This window comes from Pseudoalteromonas sp. OOF1S-7, from assembly GCF_022347765.1.
GTDB lineage: Bacteria > Pseudomonadota > Gammaproteobacteria > Enterobacterales > Alteromonadaceae > Pseudoalteromonas.
Genome location: NZ_JAKRFZ010000001.1, coordinates 421,016 through 433,513, shown reverse-complemented (window position 1 = coordinate 433,513; position 12,498 = coordinate 421,016). Strand labels below are relative to the sequence as shown.

General features: G+C 48.2%; 14 protein-coding genes. 12 read left to right on the top strand and 2 right to left on the bottom strand.

What is annotated here, in order from left to right; translation table 11 throughout:
- Positions 1-141: 141 nt before the first annotated feature.
- Genes rpoE through pdxJ form a run of 10 tightly spaced genes read left to right on the top strand, consistent with a single transcriptional unit; the run spans position 142 to position 8,540 of the window.
- Positions 142-726: an RNA polymerase sigma factor RpoE gene (rpoE, locus tag MHN33_RS01930; RefSeq protein ID WP_046006775.1), complete on the top strand. Its 585-nt coding sequence runs from the start codon at positions 142-144 to the stop codon at positions 724-726.
- Complete coding sequence (locus MHN33_RS01925) at positions 723-1,322, top strand: anti sigma-E factor RseA C-terminal domain-containing protein (protein WP_239393913.1); 600 nt, start codon at positions 723-725, stop codon at positions 1,320-1,322. Before rpoE ends, MHN33_RS01925 begins: the two co-directional genes overlap by 4 nt.
- Positions 1,323-2,276 (top strand): MucB/RseB C-terminal domain-containing protein, encoded by a 954-nt coding sequence (locus MHN33_RS01920; RefSeq protein WP_239393903.1) that lies wholly within the window; start codon positions 1,323-1,325, stop codon positions 2,274-2,276.
- On the top strand, positions 2,273-2,731 hold the full coding sequence (locus MHN33_RS01915) for a SoxR reducing system RseC family protein (RefSeq protein ID WP_239393893.1): 459 nt from the start codon (positions 2,273-2,275) through the stop codon (positions 2,729-2,731). Before MHN33_RS01920 ends, MHN33_RS01915 begins: the two co-directional genes overlap by 4 nt.
- Before the next feature lie 58 nt (positions 2,732-2,789).
- Positions 2,790-4,577 carry a translation elongation factor 4 gene (gene lepA / locus MHN33_RS01910; RefSeq protein WP_239393891.1) on the top strand — a complete coding sequence of 596 codons (1,788 nt, stop codon included), beginning with the start codon at positions 2,790-2,792 and terminating at the stop codon, positions 4,575-4,577.
- A gap of 11 nt (positions 4,578-4,588) precedes the next feature.
- A complete protein-coding gene (lepB, locus tag MHN33_RS01905; protein ID WP_239393873.1) occupies positions 4,589-5,524 on the top strand; it encodes a signal peptidase I in 936 nt (311 codons plus the stop codon).
- 1 nt (position 5,525) lies between these two features.
- Positions 5,526-6,203 (top strand): ribonuclease III, encoded by a 678-nt coding sequence (rnc, locus tag MHN33_RS01900; protein ID WP_138544391.1) that lies wholly within the window; start codon positions 5,526-5,528, stop codon positions 6,201-6,203.
- Positions 6,193-7,095 carry a GTPase Era gene (gene era, locus MHN33_RS01895; RefSeq protein WP_239393854.1) on the top strand — a complete coding sequence of 301 codons (903 nt, stop codon included), beginning with the start codon at positions 6,193-6,195 and terminating at the stop codon, positions 7,093-7,095. The genes rnc and era overlap by 11 nt, the downstream gene beginning before the upstream one ends.
- A complete protein-coding gene (gene recO, locus MHN33_RS01890; RefSeq protein ID WP_239393841.1) occupies positions 7,096-7,803 on the top strand; it encodes a DNA repair protein RecO in 708 nt (235 codons plus the stop codon).
- A gap of 5 nt (positions 7,804-7,808) precedes the next feature.
- Entirely contained in the window at positions 7,809-8,540 is a 732-nt protein-coding gene (gene pdxJ, locus MHN33_RS01885) for a pyridoxine 5'-phosphate synthase (protein WP_239393831.1), read from the top strand.
- Positions 8,541-8,584: 44 nt separating this feature from the next.
- Here pdxJ and bcp read toward each other — a convergent pair whose 3' ends face one another.
- Both bcp and MHN33_RS01875 read right to left on the bottom strand, forming a co-directional pair.
- Positions 8,585-9,055, bottom strand: coding sequence for a thioredoxin-dependent thiol peroxidase (gene bcp, locus MHN33_RS01880; RefSeq protein WP_239393812.1), 471 nt, complete (start codon positions 9,053-9,055; stop codon positions 8,585-8,587).
- A 10-nt stretch (positions 9,056-9,065) separates the two neighbouring features.
- Positions 9,066-9,599 (bottom strand): ACT domain-containing protein, encoded by a 534-nt coding sequence (locus MHN33_RS01875; protein ID WP_239393810.1) that lies wholly within the window; start codon positions 9,597-9,599, stop codon positions 9,066-9,068.
- Positions 9,600-9,933: 334 nt separating this feature from the next.
- On the opposite strand from MHN33_RS01875, the gene bamC reads away from it, so the two are divergent.
- Entirely contained in the window at positions 9,934-11,001 is a 1,068-nt protein-coding gene (gene bamC, locus MHN33_RS01870) for an outer membrane protein assembly factor BamC (protein WP_239393809.1), read from the top strand.
- Positions 11,002-11,099: 98 nt separating this feature from the next.
- Positions 11,100-12,470 (top strand): YjiH family protein, encoded by a 1,371-nt coding sequence (locus MHN33_RS01865; protein ID WP_239394989.1) that lies wholly within the window; start codon positions 11,100-11,102, stop codon positions 12,468-12,470.
- Positions 12,471-12,498 lie beyond the last annotated feature (28 nt).

The window sequence follows — 12,498 nt, the reverse complement described above, 5'->3', positions numbered from 1 at the left end:
CAATACGGGGTATTTTAAAAAAAATATCAAAAAAACAGAACTTTTTATTCAGCACTTAGTCAGAGTAGCTGTAAAAGATGGCAACAATGCGCGACAATGTGTGTGAAAAATAAGTAATAACAAAGAGGAGTACCGGCTCGAATGAGCGAGCAGGATTTAGACTTAGAGATAGTTCGGCGTGTTCAGCAAGGAGATAAAAATGCGTTCAATTTGTTGGTTGCCAAATATCAGAACAAAGTTGCGGCGTTGATCTCGCGTTATGTGTCCAACTCGGGCGACGTGGCTGATGTAGCACAAGAGGCGTTTATCAAGGCTTATCGGGCTTTACCAAACTTTCGGGGGGACAGTGCATTTTATACCTGGCTGTACCGGATTGCTGTTAATTGCTCGAAGAATTATCTGGTGGCACAGGGGCGCAAGCCGCCAGCCAATGATGTTGATGCAGAGGAAGCCGAATTTTATGACGGAGCAGAGCAGCTCAGGTCAAACGCGTCTCCGGAGAGCTTATTACTCAGCGATGAGATCAAAGCGGTGATTTTCAGAACCATAGAATCGCTTCCGGATGATCTTAAAACGGCAATTACGTTGCGTGAGATCGAGGGTATGAGCTACGAGGAAATTGCCGTTGTGATGGACTGTCCGGTAGGTACAGTCAGATCACGGATTTTCAGGGCACGTGAAGCCATTGACAATAATATTAACCCACTCATAGGTAATAGTAGATGACGCAATCAAACTTTAATGTCAAAGACGGGCAAGTAACATCCAGTATTCTCGATGCCGAGCAGGTCCTGGATAACGCCAGTCAGGCACAGTTCGATGCAGAAAAATTTGCCCGTTATGCGCTGATTGGTGATGCGATGCGCAGCGAGCAAAATCAGGCCCCTTGCATAGATATTACTGCCAGCATGGCTGATGCGCTAGCAGATGAGGTTACTTATGGCGAACAGGCTCCGCAACAAGAGCCGCAGAAAGTACATCAGGAAGACAATGTCGTTACCTTGTCAAATTGGCGCAAGCCTTTGGCTCAGGTTGCGATTGCAGCCAGTGTGTCACTGATCGCTGTGCTGGGGGTCAGTAATTATAGTCCCCAGGAACAAGCCAATGGTGACTTTCCTGTGTTACAATCGACTCCGGTAACCGGATCTGTTGCACCAGTTAGCCTGTCGTCAGAGCCTGCGCTGGAAAGCGCTGAAAAGGGCCTCAGAGAGTTGCAACAGCAGCGCATTGGCGCTCTGGTACTTGAGCATCAGCGTCAGTCGAGAATGGCACATGCGCTGGCTCAACAAGCACAGGAAGAAAAAGAGGAACAAGAAAAGTAAATGAAGTGGCTTGCGTTACTACTGGGAGTGGGCCTGAGTGCCCAGGTTGTTGCCAGCGATATCATTAATGCAAAACAGCTGCTCACAGATATGTCTTCTGCCATTCAGGAGCGTAACTTTGATGCATCATTTGTGGTGGTGAAGGGTAAAGGTATGGAACCCTACCGCTGGATCCATGGCAAAGTGGATAACAGTGAACTGGAGATACTCAGCCGACAAAACGGCGCAGGTCTGGAAGTCGTGCGCATTGATAACAAAGTGACCTACTTCGAACCTCAAACCCAACCTTATTCTATTGAAACCGATGCTATTGCGGGTCCCATTCCGGAAATTTTGTTTGGCGAAGTAGGCAGTTTGGCCAGCAGCTATGATTTTGTGTTGGGTGGCAAAGAACGTATCGCCGATAGGGCTGCGCAGCTTGTTCGCTTGGTTTCTAAAGATGAGCATAAATACAACTATTGGTTGTGGATTGATATTCAGTCTGCTTTGCTGCTTAAAGCAGCGTATGTTACACAACAAGGTGAAGTACTGGAGCAATTGCAACTGACCCACATCAGTGTGACGGAACAGCCCGCTCCACCGCTGATAGAGTTGAGCAGCAAAGACTTCCCGATGCCATTAGCTTCCTTAGCGCAGACCGATAACGCCCAAAAACTACAAAACAACTGGCGCATTGGCTGGCTGCCCGAAGGGTTTAAACTGCTAAAGTCGGATCGTCACAAGCTTGATTTGAACAATGAACTGGCGGATTACTTTTTGTTTTCCGATGGTCTGGTGGAGTTTTCCGTGTTTGTACAAAGACCTTTGTCGGGGCAAAGAGCCAGTGGCGCGCTTAGCTCTGGGGCAACCACTGTGTATGTCCATAACTCTGGCGCATTTGATGTGTCTGTGGTTGGCAAGATCCCAACCATGACCGCCAAGGCAATTGCTGAGTCGGTGACGCGACCACTATGATAGAACAAACGCTTACCGTCTCACGAGTTGAACGCGATACTGTCTGGCTCGTTGCCGAGGACAAGCCGGCTTGTGCCGGCTGCAATGGCAAGTGCGGTTCACAGATTTTCAGCAAGTTGTTTGGCAGCAATAAAAAGGCCTTGCCCATAGTGTGTGAGGAATCCGTACAGGTTGGACAAAAAATGACGCTGGCGCTGGATGACAGTAAAGTGGTCGAAAACGCGCTATGGGTCTATTTGTTACCGCTGGCAATCGCGTTTTTGGCCATGTTTGTTGCTCACCTTATGCTGGGGGTATCTGAACCCTGGCAGATCCTGGCCGCTCTATTTGGTGGCCTTGCAGGCTTTCAAATTGCAAAACAACGCACAAAAGCGCTGCGTCATGACATCAAAGTGATAAAAATTTATCCAATTAGCCTTCCCCTAACGCAAATAGATGGTGATTGCGCCAAATAAATTGTAAAATCGGCGTTTAATCTCTATTTGTGAAAAACAGAAGTTTAGAATCCAGTATATGAAGCACATCCGTAACTTTTCAATTATTGCCCATATAGACCACGGGAAATCGACCCTTTCGGACCGCTTAATCCAGGTATGCGGCGGCTTAACAGATCGCGAGATGCAGCAGCAGGTGCTGGATTCGATGGACCTTGAGCGTGAGCGTGGGATCACCATCAAAGCGCAGAGCGTGACACTGAACTACAAGGCCAAAGACGGCGAAACGTATCAGCTTAACTTTATCGACACACCGGGACACGTTGACTTCAGCTACGAAGTATCACGTTCACTGGCTGCCTGTGAAGGCGCTTTGCTGGTTGTCGATGCCGGTCAGGGGGTAGAAGCTCAGACCCTGGCAAACTGCTACACCGCGATTGAAATGGACCTTGAAGTGCTGCCGGTGTTAAACAAAATCGACTTACCGCAGGCCGATCCTTTGCGCGTTGCAGAAGAGATTGAAGAAATCGTCGGCATCGAAGCGCTTGAAGCGGTGCAGTGTAGTGCCAAGACAGGTATCGGTATCGACGAGGTACTGGAAATGATCGTGCGCGACGTGCCGCCGCCAGTAGGTGAGCCGGAGCAACCATTGCAGGCCCTGATCATCGACTCCTGGTTTGACTCTTACCAGGGTGTTGTGTCTTTGGTGCGTATCAAGCACGGTGAGCTGCGTCGTGGTGACAAGATTAAGATTATGTCGACAGAACAGACGCACATTGCTGATAAAGTCGGTATTTTCACCCCGAAACAAACAGAAACCGGGGTACTGAAAACCGGTGAAGTAGGCTTCGTGATTGCCGGTATCAAAGACATTCATGGTGCGCCGGTGGGGGATACCATCACCCTGACCAAAGAGCCAGCGAAAGAGCGTCTGCCAGGCTTTAAGCGTGTTAAGCCTCAGGTGTATGCGGGTATGTTCCCCATTTCATCAGATGATTACGAGAACTTCCGTGATGCACTGAACAAGCTGAGCCTTAATGATGCGTCATTGTTCTTCGAGCCGGAAAACTCAACCGCACTAGGTTTTGGTTTCCGTTGTGGCTTCCTGGGTATGCTGCATATGGAGATCATTCAGGAACGTCTTGAGCGTGAATATGATATGGATCTTATCACGACGGCACCTACGGTAGTATACGAAGTGGAGACCAAAGATGGGGTGATCCAAATTGATAACCCATCTGATCTGCCACCGGTTAACGACATCATTGAGATTCGAGAACCGATTGTAGAAGCCAATATTCTGGTACCTCAGGAGTACCTGGGCAATGTCATTACGTTATGTGTCGAAAAGCGCGGTGTACAGACCAAGATGAGTTATCACGGTAAGCAGGTTGCGGTGACGTATGAGTTACCGATGGCTGAAGTGGTAATGGACTTCTTTGACAAGCTGAAGTCAACCAGCCGAGGTTTTGCTTCTCTGGATTATAACTTTAAGCGTTTCCAGACGTCTGATATGGTGCGTGTGGATATCCTGATCAACGGCGATCGCGTTGATGCGCTGGCAATCATCGCTCACCGCGAGAATTCTCAGGGACGCGGACGTCAGTTGGCTGACGCACTGCGTGAATTGATCCCTCGTCAGATGTTTGATATCGCAATTCAGGCAGCAATCGGTAACCATGTGATTGCGCGAACCACTGTGAAACAGTTACGTAAAAACGTCATCGCGAAGTGTTATGGTGGTGATGTCAGTCGTAAGAAGAAACTACTGCAAAAGCAAAAAGAAGGTAAGAAACGCATGAAGCAGCTGGGCAATGTAGAAGTGCCTCAGGATGCTTTCCTGGCGATTCTTAAAGTAGGTAAGTAACAGGAATTATTATGGCAGGTTATTTTTCAGTATTTTTGGTGTTATTGACGCTCGGTTCGGGCCTGATATGGCTAATCGATCACTTGCTTTATGCACCTAAGCGTAAAGAGCGTATCGCATTAGCACAAGGCGCCTCGGAACAGCCGCTCGATGAAGAAACAATTGAGCAGATAGCACCTGTGCCTGCCATCACTGAAAGCGCAAAATCAATCTTTCCGATGATTGCTGCGATCACAGTGTTCCGTTCATTTATTTTTGAACCTTTCCAGATACCCTCTGGTTCAATGATGCCAACGCTGCTGGACGGCGATTTTATATTAGTACAAAAGTACGCGTATGGTATCAAAGACCCAGTCTGGCGCAGCCAGTTGGTTGAGGTGAATGATCCGCAGCGAGGTGATATCGCGGTATTTAAGTTCCCGCTGGATGAGCGTATTGATTTCATCAAGCGCATTATTGGTCTGCCGGGTGATCGTATCGTGTATCGTGATCGTCAGCTATACATTAAACCGCATTGTAATGACGGTGAACAACAACGCGATGGCCTGGTGTGTGGCGAGTTTAATAAGATTAACCTCGACATCGTCAATCGCGATGAGTTTAAACAAGGTTCGATGCAAATGGTCCGCCTGACAGAGAGCTTGCCTGGTGTCACACATGATTTGCTGGTGACCCCTCAGTTACCTGAACTGACAGAGCGCTACTATCAGCAGCCTGGCACACGTCGTGATGAGTGGGTAGTTCCTGAGGACAGCTATTTTGCCATGGGTGACAACCGAAATAACAGCCAGGACAGCCGTGTATGGGGCTTTGTACCCAAAGAGAATCTGGTTGGTAAAGCCGTATTTATTTGGATGAGTTTTGATTTTGAAAATGGCCCGGGCAGCATTTTGCCTTCCTGGGTTCCAACAGGAGTTCGTTTTGAACGCCTAGGTAATATTCAGTAGCATGAAAAAAAACGTCACAGAATTATATAAGAAAATCGGTTACGAATTCTCAGAGCAAAGCCTGTTAGAGCAGGCCATGACTCATCGTAGCCATAAGGGGCAGCACAATGAACGCCTGGAGTTTTTAGGTGACTCGATCCTGAGTTTTGTCATTGCAAATGCCCTGTACAAGCAGTTTCCTAAAGCGCGTGAAGGCGATCTGAGCCGCATGCGTTCAACCTTGGTACGCGGCCAGACACTGGCAGAATTTGGGGTTGAGTTTGGTTTGGGTGACTACCTGAGATTAGGTCCGGGCGAGTTGAAAAGTGGCGGTTATCGTCGCGAGTCAACTCTGGCAGACGCAGTTGAAGCGATTATTGGCGCGGTGTTTTTAGATTCAGACATCGAGACCTGTAAGACGTTGGTTTTAAAATGGTATGACACGCGTTTGGCGGCAATCTCTCCAGGGCATAACCAGAAAGATCCCAAAACTCTGTTGCAGGAATACCTGCAAGCACGCAAGTTACCGCTACCCGGTTATACTGTAATTGATACTAAGGGACAGGCACACAATCAGACCTTCACGGTTGAGTGTATTGTGGAAGGGATGGAAAGTATTATCTCAGTAGGTAGCTCTCGCCGTAAGGCTGAGCAAAAAGCCGCTGAAAAAGCACTAAAGATTTTAAAGAATGACTCCTAATACCCATTGTGGCATGGTCGCGATTGTCGGGCGACCAAACGTTGGTAAATCAACGTTACTGAACAAGCTGGTTGAACAAAAAGTCAGTATTACTTCGCGGAAGCCGCAAACCACCCGACACCGTATCATGGGCATCCACACCGAGGATAACTACCAGGCGGTGTATGTGGATACGCCAGGACTGCATAGTGAAGAAAAGCGTGCCATTAATCGCTTGATGAACCGTGCGGCATCCAGCTCCATTGGTGACGTTGAGTTGGTCATTTTCGTTGTTGAGGGCACTTTGTGGACCAAAGACGATGAAATGGTACTGAACAAGGTCAAAGAGAGCGGTCGTCCTGTTTTGGTTGTGATCAACAAAAGCGATCAGGTTAAAGACAAAAGCGAAGCGCTGATGCCGCACCTGCAATGGTTGTCAGGGCAGGGCGATTTTGTCGGGATCATTCCTATTTCGGCCAAACAAAACCGTAATGTTGACATGGTCAAAGCGGAAGTTCACAAGCACTTGCCAGCGTGCGAGTTTTTCTTCCCGGATGACTATGTCACAGACCGTTCAATGCGCTTCCTTGCTGCTGAAATAGTACGCGAGAAACTGATGCGTTTTATGGGTGATGAGCTGCCGTACTCTGTGACCGTTGAAATCGAACAATTTAAGTGGCTTGATAACGGTGTGTGGCAGATCAATGCGTTGATCCTGGTAGAACGCGAGTCGCAAAAGCGCATGGTGATCGGCAATAAGGGTGAAAAGCTCAAAGTCATTGGCCGTGAAGCGCGCCGCGACCTGGAAGAGATGTTAGACAATAAAGTGTTTCTCGAATGCTGGGTAAAAGTGAAATCTGGTTGGGCAGACGATGAGAGGGCACTGCGTAGTCTTGGCTACGGGGAAGACTAATTGAACAATGACTTTCGACAAGCGTATTTGTTGCATCGCCGAGCGCACAGTGACTCTCAGGTGATGCTTAATATGCTGGTCGAAGGAGTGGGCCAGCTCATGATGTTGGCCCGCATCAAAGGGCGTCAGGCACTCAGGCACAATGCACACCTTCAACCCTTCAGCCTGCTCTTAGTACGCTATAATGGCCGTCACGATTTAAAATACCTGAACGACATCGAATTACAGACCCAGCCTTTGGCGTTAAAAGGACAAGTGCTTTACTGTGGCTTTTACCTCAATGAGCTTAGCGCGCGGGTGATACCAGTCAATGAGCCACTGGAGTCGATGTTCTCACTTTATCACCAGCATTTAATGCAGCTACACGGGCTTGCTGACAGTGTCACTAAGCAGCAGTTTGAGCTTACACTGCGCAGCTTTGAGTTTCAGCTGTTAGAGCAATTGGGGTTTGGTGTTGAGTTTGAGTGTGATGCTGATGGCGAGGTAATTATCGATACTGCCTATTACCAGTATACCCGAGAACTGGGCTTTGTTCGTACGGATGACAGGTATATTGGCTTTTCGGGCAAAGTGCTTCAGCAGATTGCCCGCCACGATTTTTCTGACGATCAGGTAAGGCGTCAGGCGAAGGGCTTAAGCAGATATTTACTCAGGCCATTACTTGGCCATAAACCGCTGAAAAGCAGAGAGCTATTTCAACCAAGGTAATAACAATGAAAGAGATATTATTGGGCGTAAACGTCGACCATATTGCCACACTGCGCCAGGCCAGAGGCACCAGCTATCCGGATCCGGCCCATGCTGCGGCAGTGGCTGAACATGCCGGAGCAGATGGTATTACCATTCATTTGCGCGAAGACCGCCGTCATATTCAGGACCGGGATGTGTATGTGATGGCCAAAACCATTCAGACACGCATGAACCTGGAAATTGCTGTCACAGATGAAATGCTGGATATCGCCTGTGAGGTTAAGCCTGAATATGTTTGCCTGGTACCGGAGAAGCGTGAAGAGCTGACCACAGAAGGCGGTCTGGACGTGATTGGTAATAAAGATAAGATCACACAGGCTGTGACGCGTCTGGCCGATGCGGGTATTAAGGTATCTTTGTTCATCGACGCGGACCCCAAGCAAATTGACGCTGCGAAAGACACGGGCGCGCCTTATATTGAGATCCATACCGGTGCCTATGCTGATGCCGAGTCAGACGCAGACATGCATGCAGAGCTGGAGCGGATCCGCAGCGGTGTTAAATATGCACATGGTCTGGGTATTGTTGTTAACGCAGGCCATGGTCTGCATTATCACAACGTCAAACCCATTGCTGAAATGCCGGAAATTTATGAACTGAACATTGGCCATGCGATCATTGCCAGAGCGGCCATTGATGGGCTTGAGAAAGCAGTAAGAGACATGAAACGTTTAATGCTGGATGCTCGCAGCTAAGCGCGAAGAATGTAAAAAAGGGGCTCAATACAGCCCCTTTTTTGTTACTGGGCTGCCAGATAGTCAATCACGACCTGGTGATGCTCTTTGGTCTTAAACTTATTGAATACGTGTTTAACCGTACCATCCTGGTCAATCAGAAAGCTGATGCGGTGGATCCCGTCATATTCTTTACCCATGAACTTTTTCAGTCCCCAGACTCCAAAGGCATCGGCAATGGCGTGATCTTCATCGGACAAGAGATCAAAGTTGAGCTCTTTTTTGGTTTCGAAGTTTTTTAGCTTTTTGACCGGATCCGGGCTTATCCCAACCGCCACAGTATTGTGCTGTGCCAGTTGTTCTTTGTGGTCTCTGAGTTGCTCTGCCTGTACCGTGCAGCCTGGTGTCAGTGCTTTCGGGTAGAAATATACCAGCACCTGATGTGATTCCAGTAGTGTGCTGAGTGAAATGCTTTCACCATCTTGATTTTGTAAGGTAAATTGCGGGGCCTGAGCGCCGGCTTGTAGCGTATTCATAGGATGCTCCTTAACGAATGCGTCGAAAAATATAATCCAGATTTAGTGAGTTTGAGAGATGCTCGAACTGTATTTTAAACGCGTCAGCATCGACCTCAATGGGAATATTGACTTCGATTTCACAGCGCATATGCAATGCGTCATTTTCTTCATAAGTATCAGACTTCAAAGAGCAAATACTGATGTTGTGTTCTGCAAAAAAGCGTGTCACTTTGCTCAGAGTACCAGGGGCATCGAGTCCTTTGTATTCCAGGGTATAACCGGCACTGAACTCGTTTTGTTGATGGCTGGCTGTGCGCTTCATCATGGTCAGTAAGCCCAGCTCCATTCCCTTCGTGGGTAAGGTGTGCTCAACACGGCTGATTGCCGCCATGTCGCCCGACAACAACATGATGAAAGTGAATTCGTTACCGAGAATCGCAATACGGCTATCAATGATGTTGCAATTACATTCACTGACCAGCATAGTCAGTTCACTGACGATCCCCGAGCGATCTTCCCCGATTGCAGTCAAAACCAATTGTTGGTTGGTAAATGTGGTCATTTAAGAGCACCCTATACGCTGAGAATATGGTAATGCCTGACGGCAAGTTTTAGATGTATAGCCGTAAATACTAACATAACTTAGTAACTTGGGATACCGGCAGTGCAAGGCTTTGCGGTTTTGCTATACCAGATACTGAGTCGGACAGGCTCACATCTTGTGTTTACAGGGCGAGGCAAGTAACATAGGGCAAATTTTGCAAGTTGTTTAGGCTCGCCGGACGAATATAAAAAGTTGTTCCGGCAGTGAACCAAATCGGCAATCCCCACTCATATAAAGACGATATTCGTTTACCGTAAATAAATATAACAGGGTTTGCTAAGGAGTTTTATTCGTGCAGTATTGGGTTCCAAAAGCACTGGCTTTAGGTGTTTTACTTGGTTTAACGGGATGTAGTGTATTTCAAAATGATGCACATCACAGCAAAAATTACCGCGTTAATGAAGGAATTAGCGTGCCTGCCGGGCTTGAGCAGCCGTATCAGGATCCGCAATACAAAATGACTGTTGCTGTTTATGACAACAACGCAGATGGTGAGAATAAGCTGTACCGGCCACCTCAGCAAGTGCTGACACTGGCACAGGGCAGCTGGGCGGAGAGTAAAGACAAAGTCGCCAGAGTCTATTTTGACAAAAATGATGGCATTGAAGACTTAGCAGCCTTTATCTGGGAGTCTTTAGATGGTGTGATCGTCAATCACAACACGCAAATCCTGAAAGATACTCGTCAGAAAGGGACGATAGAAACCGACTGGTACTCGTTGATCAGAAAAGATGAGGGCTGGCTGTGGGAAGACATCGTTGAGGTTTCGCGCCAACGCTTCGCTTTCACGGTAGAGCAAAAAGAACATCAACGCACGGCCTCTTTGAGTGCAAGGCTGCTTGATTATCAAAGTGACGAACAGCCACTTACTGACATGCTGAAGCAACAGTTAGAAGTACGTGCTCTGAACGAAGTGATCGCAGAATTTGACTATCGCTACAGACTACTGGCCGTTGAGCTGCGCAAGCAACAGGGGCTATTATCTTTGCAAGGCGGCTTTGATCAGAATGGTAATGCTGCCATGCTGACTTTGGTCGAAAAGAGCGCTGTGATGGATCGCCTGTCGAATTTCCTGGAGCGGGTAAACTTTACCGTTATTCGTTTAGACAGAGACAACGATCAGGTGAAAATACGTTATGAAGCACCAGATCAAAGTGTCTGGGATTCTATCTGGGGCGAGGAAGCCACAGTGTTGCCGGTAGCAGACGGTGATTATATCGTCAAAGTATCTACTACGGACGATGGTCAAACGGCATTGACCTGGTTGGATAGCGAGGAGCAGGTGCTGGATGCACAGACTATGGAACTGTTGTTGCAATCTCTGTTAGAGGTGCTTCGCAGTCGAGGTCTGCAAATATAATATTTTATATAAATCAAAATATTAAAATAAAAACAATGAGTTGAAGTAACATGAAAAAGAGCCTTACGCTCTTTTTCTTTTTAGTGGGTAATCATATGATGTCAGAATCTACGGGCTCAGCGTCGCCAAACTGGCGCACGTTATTTGCGTTTATCGTGCCTTCCCTGATCGGGGTGTTTTTATTTATGACACCTGTGGCAATAGGTGAGGCAATGACCATTCCTATCGCGGTTATGGCCAAGACACTACAGGGTTGGATAGCGCCCTTTGCTCACGCCATGATAGTGAGTATTGTGTGTATCACCGGGGTGATGAGTGCCTTTGTTGCGCTGGTGAAGCCCAGGCAGCTGCTGAAGAATCACCTGTTCCGGCACTTGTTTGCCGTGAGTCCTATCTGGCTGGTTACCCGGTTAGCGGGTATGGCGTTTATATTGATGACTTACTTTAAGGTCGGTCCTGAAGCCATTCATTCTTCACATACCGGTTCATTGGTGCTCAATGATCTGTTACCCGTATTGTTTTCTGTGTTTGTCCTGGCTGGCTTGCTGCTGCCGCTGTTGCTTAACTTTGGTTTGCTAGAGCTGGTAGGCACCTTGCTGACCAAAGTGATGCGGCCTTTGTTTGGGGTACCCGGCCGCAGTGCCGTGAATTGCGTCGCATCGTGGCTTGGAGACGGTAGTGTGGGGATTCTGATGACCTCTCGCCAGTATGAAGACAAACACTACACGCAAAGAGAAGCGGCCATTATTGGCACGACGTTCTCGGCGGTGTCGATCACTTTCTGTCTGGTGGTGATTGGTCAGGTGAAACTGGAGCATTTGTTTGCCCCGTTTTATCTGACCGTGTGTGCCGCGGGGATTGCTGCCGCCATTATTGTGCCGCGTTTGCCACCGCTTCGCTGGAAAAGAGACTGTTATGTCGATGGCAGTGATGCCAACCCGGGTGCCGAGCTGGTGCCAGAAGGAAAAACACTGTTTGGTCACGCAATGGATGTCGCACTGGCAAAAGCCGAGAAAGCACCAGGGGTAAAAGGGACACTGAAAGAAGGGGTGCATAATGCGCTGGATATGGTGTTTGCGGTTTTACCTGTGGTTATGGCGGTCGGTACGTTTGCACTGATCATTGCTGAACATACGCCGGTTTTCCAGATCCTGGGCAAGCCGTTTGTCCCTTACCTTGAGTTGCTGCAGGTGCCAGAAGCGGCCAAAGCGGCCGAAACCATTATGGTTGGGTTCGCGGATATGTTTATCCCGTCTATTCTGGCGGCGTCAAACATAGAAAGCGATGTTACGCGTTTTATCGTAGCGGCACTGAGTGTTACTCAGCTGATTTACATGTCGGAAGTCGGTGCGCTGCTACTGGGCAGTAAGATCCCGGTCAACCTGTTTGAGTTGTTCTGCATCTTTATTTTGCGCACGCTGGTGACATTACCTGTGATTGCACTGATGGCGCACTGGCTGGTAGGCTAATCAACTTAAGTAGGGTTGGAGCAACAGC

Coding starts and splice junctions, on each gene's coding strand:
- lepA (WP_239393891.1), top strand. CDS start 2,790: ATGAAGCACATCCGTAACTTTTCAATTATTGCCCATATAGACCACGGG.
- rpoE (WP_046006775.1), top strand. CDS start 142: ATGAGCGAGCAGGATTTAGACTTAGAGATAGTTCGGCGTGTTCAGCAA.
- MHN33_RS01865 (WP_239394989.1), top strand. CDS start 11,100: ATGTCAGAATCTACGGGCTCAGCGTCGCCAAACTGGCGCACGTTATTT.
- rnc (WP_138544391.1), top strand. CDS start 5,526: ATGAAAAAAAACGTCACAGAATTATATAAGAAAATCGGTTACGAATTC.
- lepB (WP_239393873.1), top strand. CDS start 4,589: ATGGCAGGTTATTTTTCAGTATTTTTGGTGTTATTGACGCTCGGTTCG.
- MHN33_RS01925 (WP_239393913.1), top strand. CDS start 723: ATGACGCAATCAAACTTTAATGTCAAAGACGGGCAAGTAACATCCAGT.
- MHN33_RS01915 (WP_239393893.1), top strand. CDS start 2,273: ATGATAGAACAAACGCTTACCGTCTCACGAGTTGAACGCGATACTGTC.
- MHN33_RS01875 (WP_239393810.1), bottom strand. CDS start 9,599: ATGACCACATTTACCAACCAACAATTGGTTTTGACTGCAATCGGGGAA.
- pdxJ (WP_239393831.1), top strand. CDS start 7,809: ATGAAAGAGATATTATTGGGCGTAAACGTCGACCATATTGCCACACTG.
- MHN33_RS01920 (WP_239393903.1), top strand. CDS start 1,323: ATGAAGTGGCTTGCGTTACTACTGGGAGTGGGCCTGAGTGCCCAGGTT.
- bcp (WP_239393812.1), bottom strand. CDS start 9,055: ATGAATACGCTACAAGCCGGCGCTCAGGCCCCGCAATTTACCTTACAA.
- era (WP_239393854.1), top strand. CDS start 6,193: ATGACTCCTAATACCCATTGTGGCATGGTCGCGATTGTCGGGCGACCA.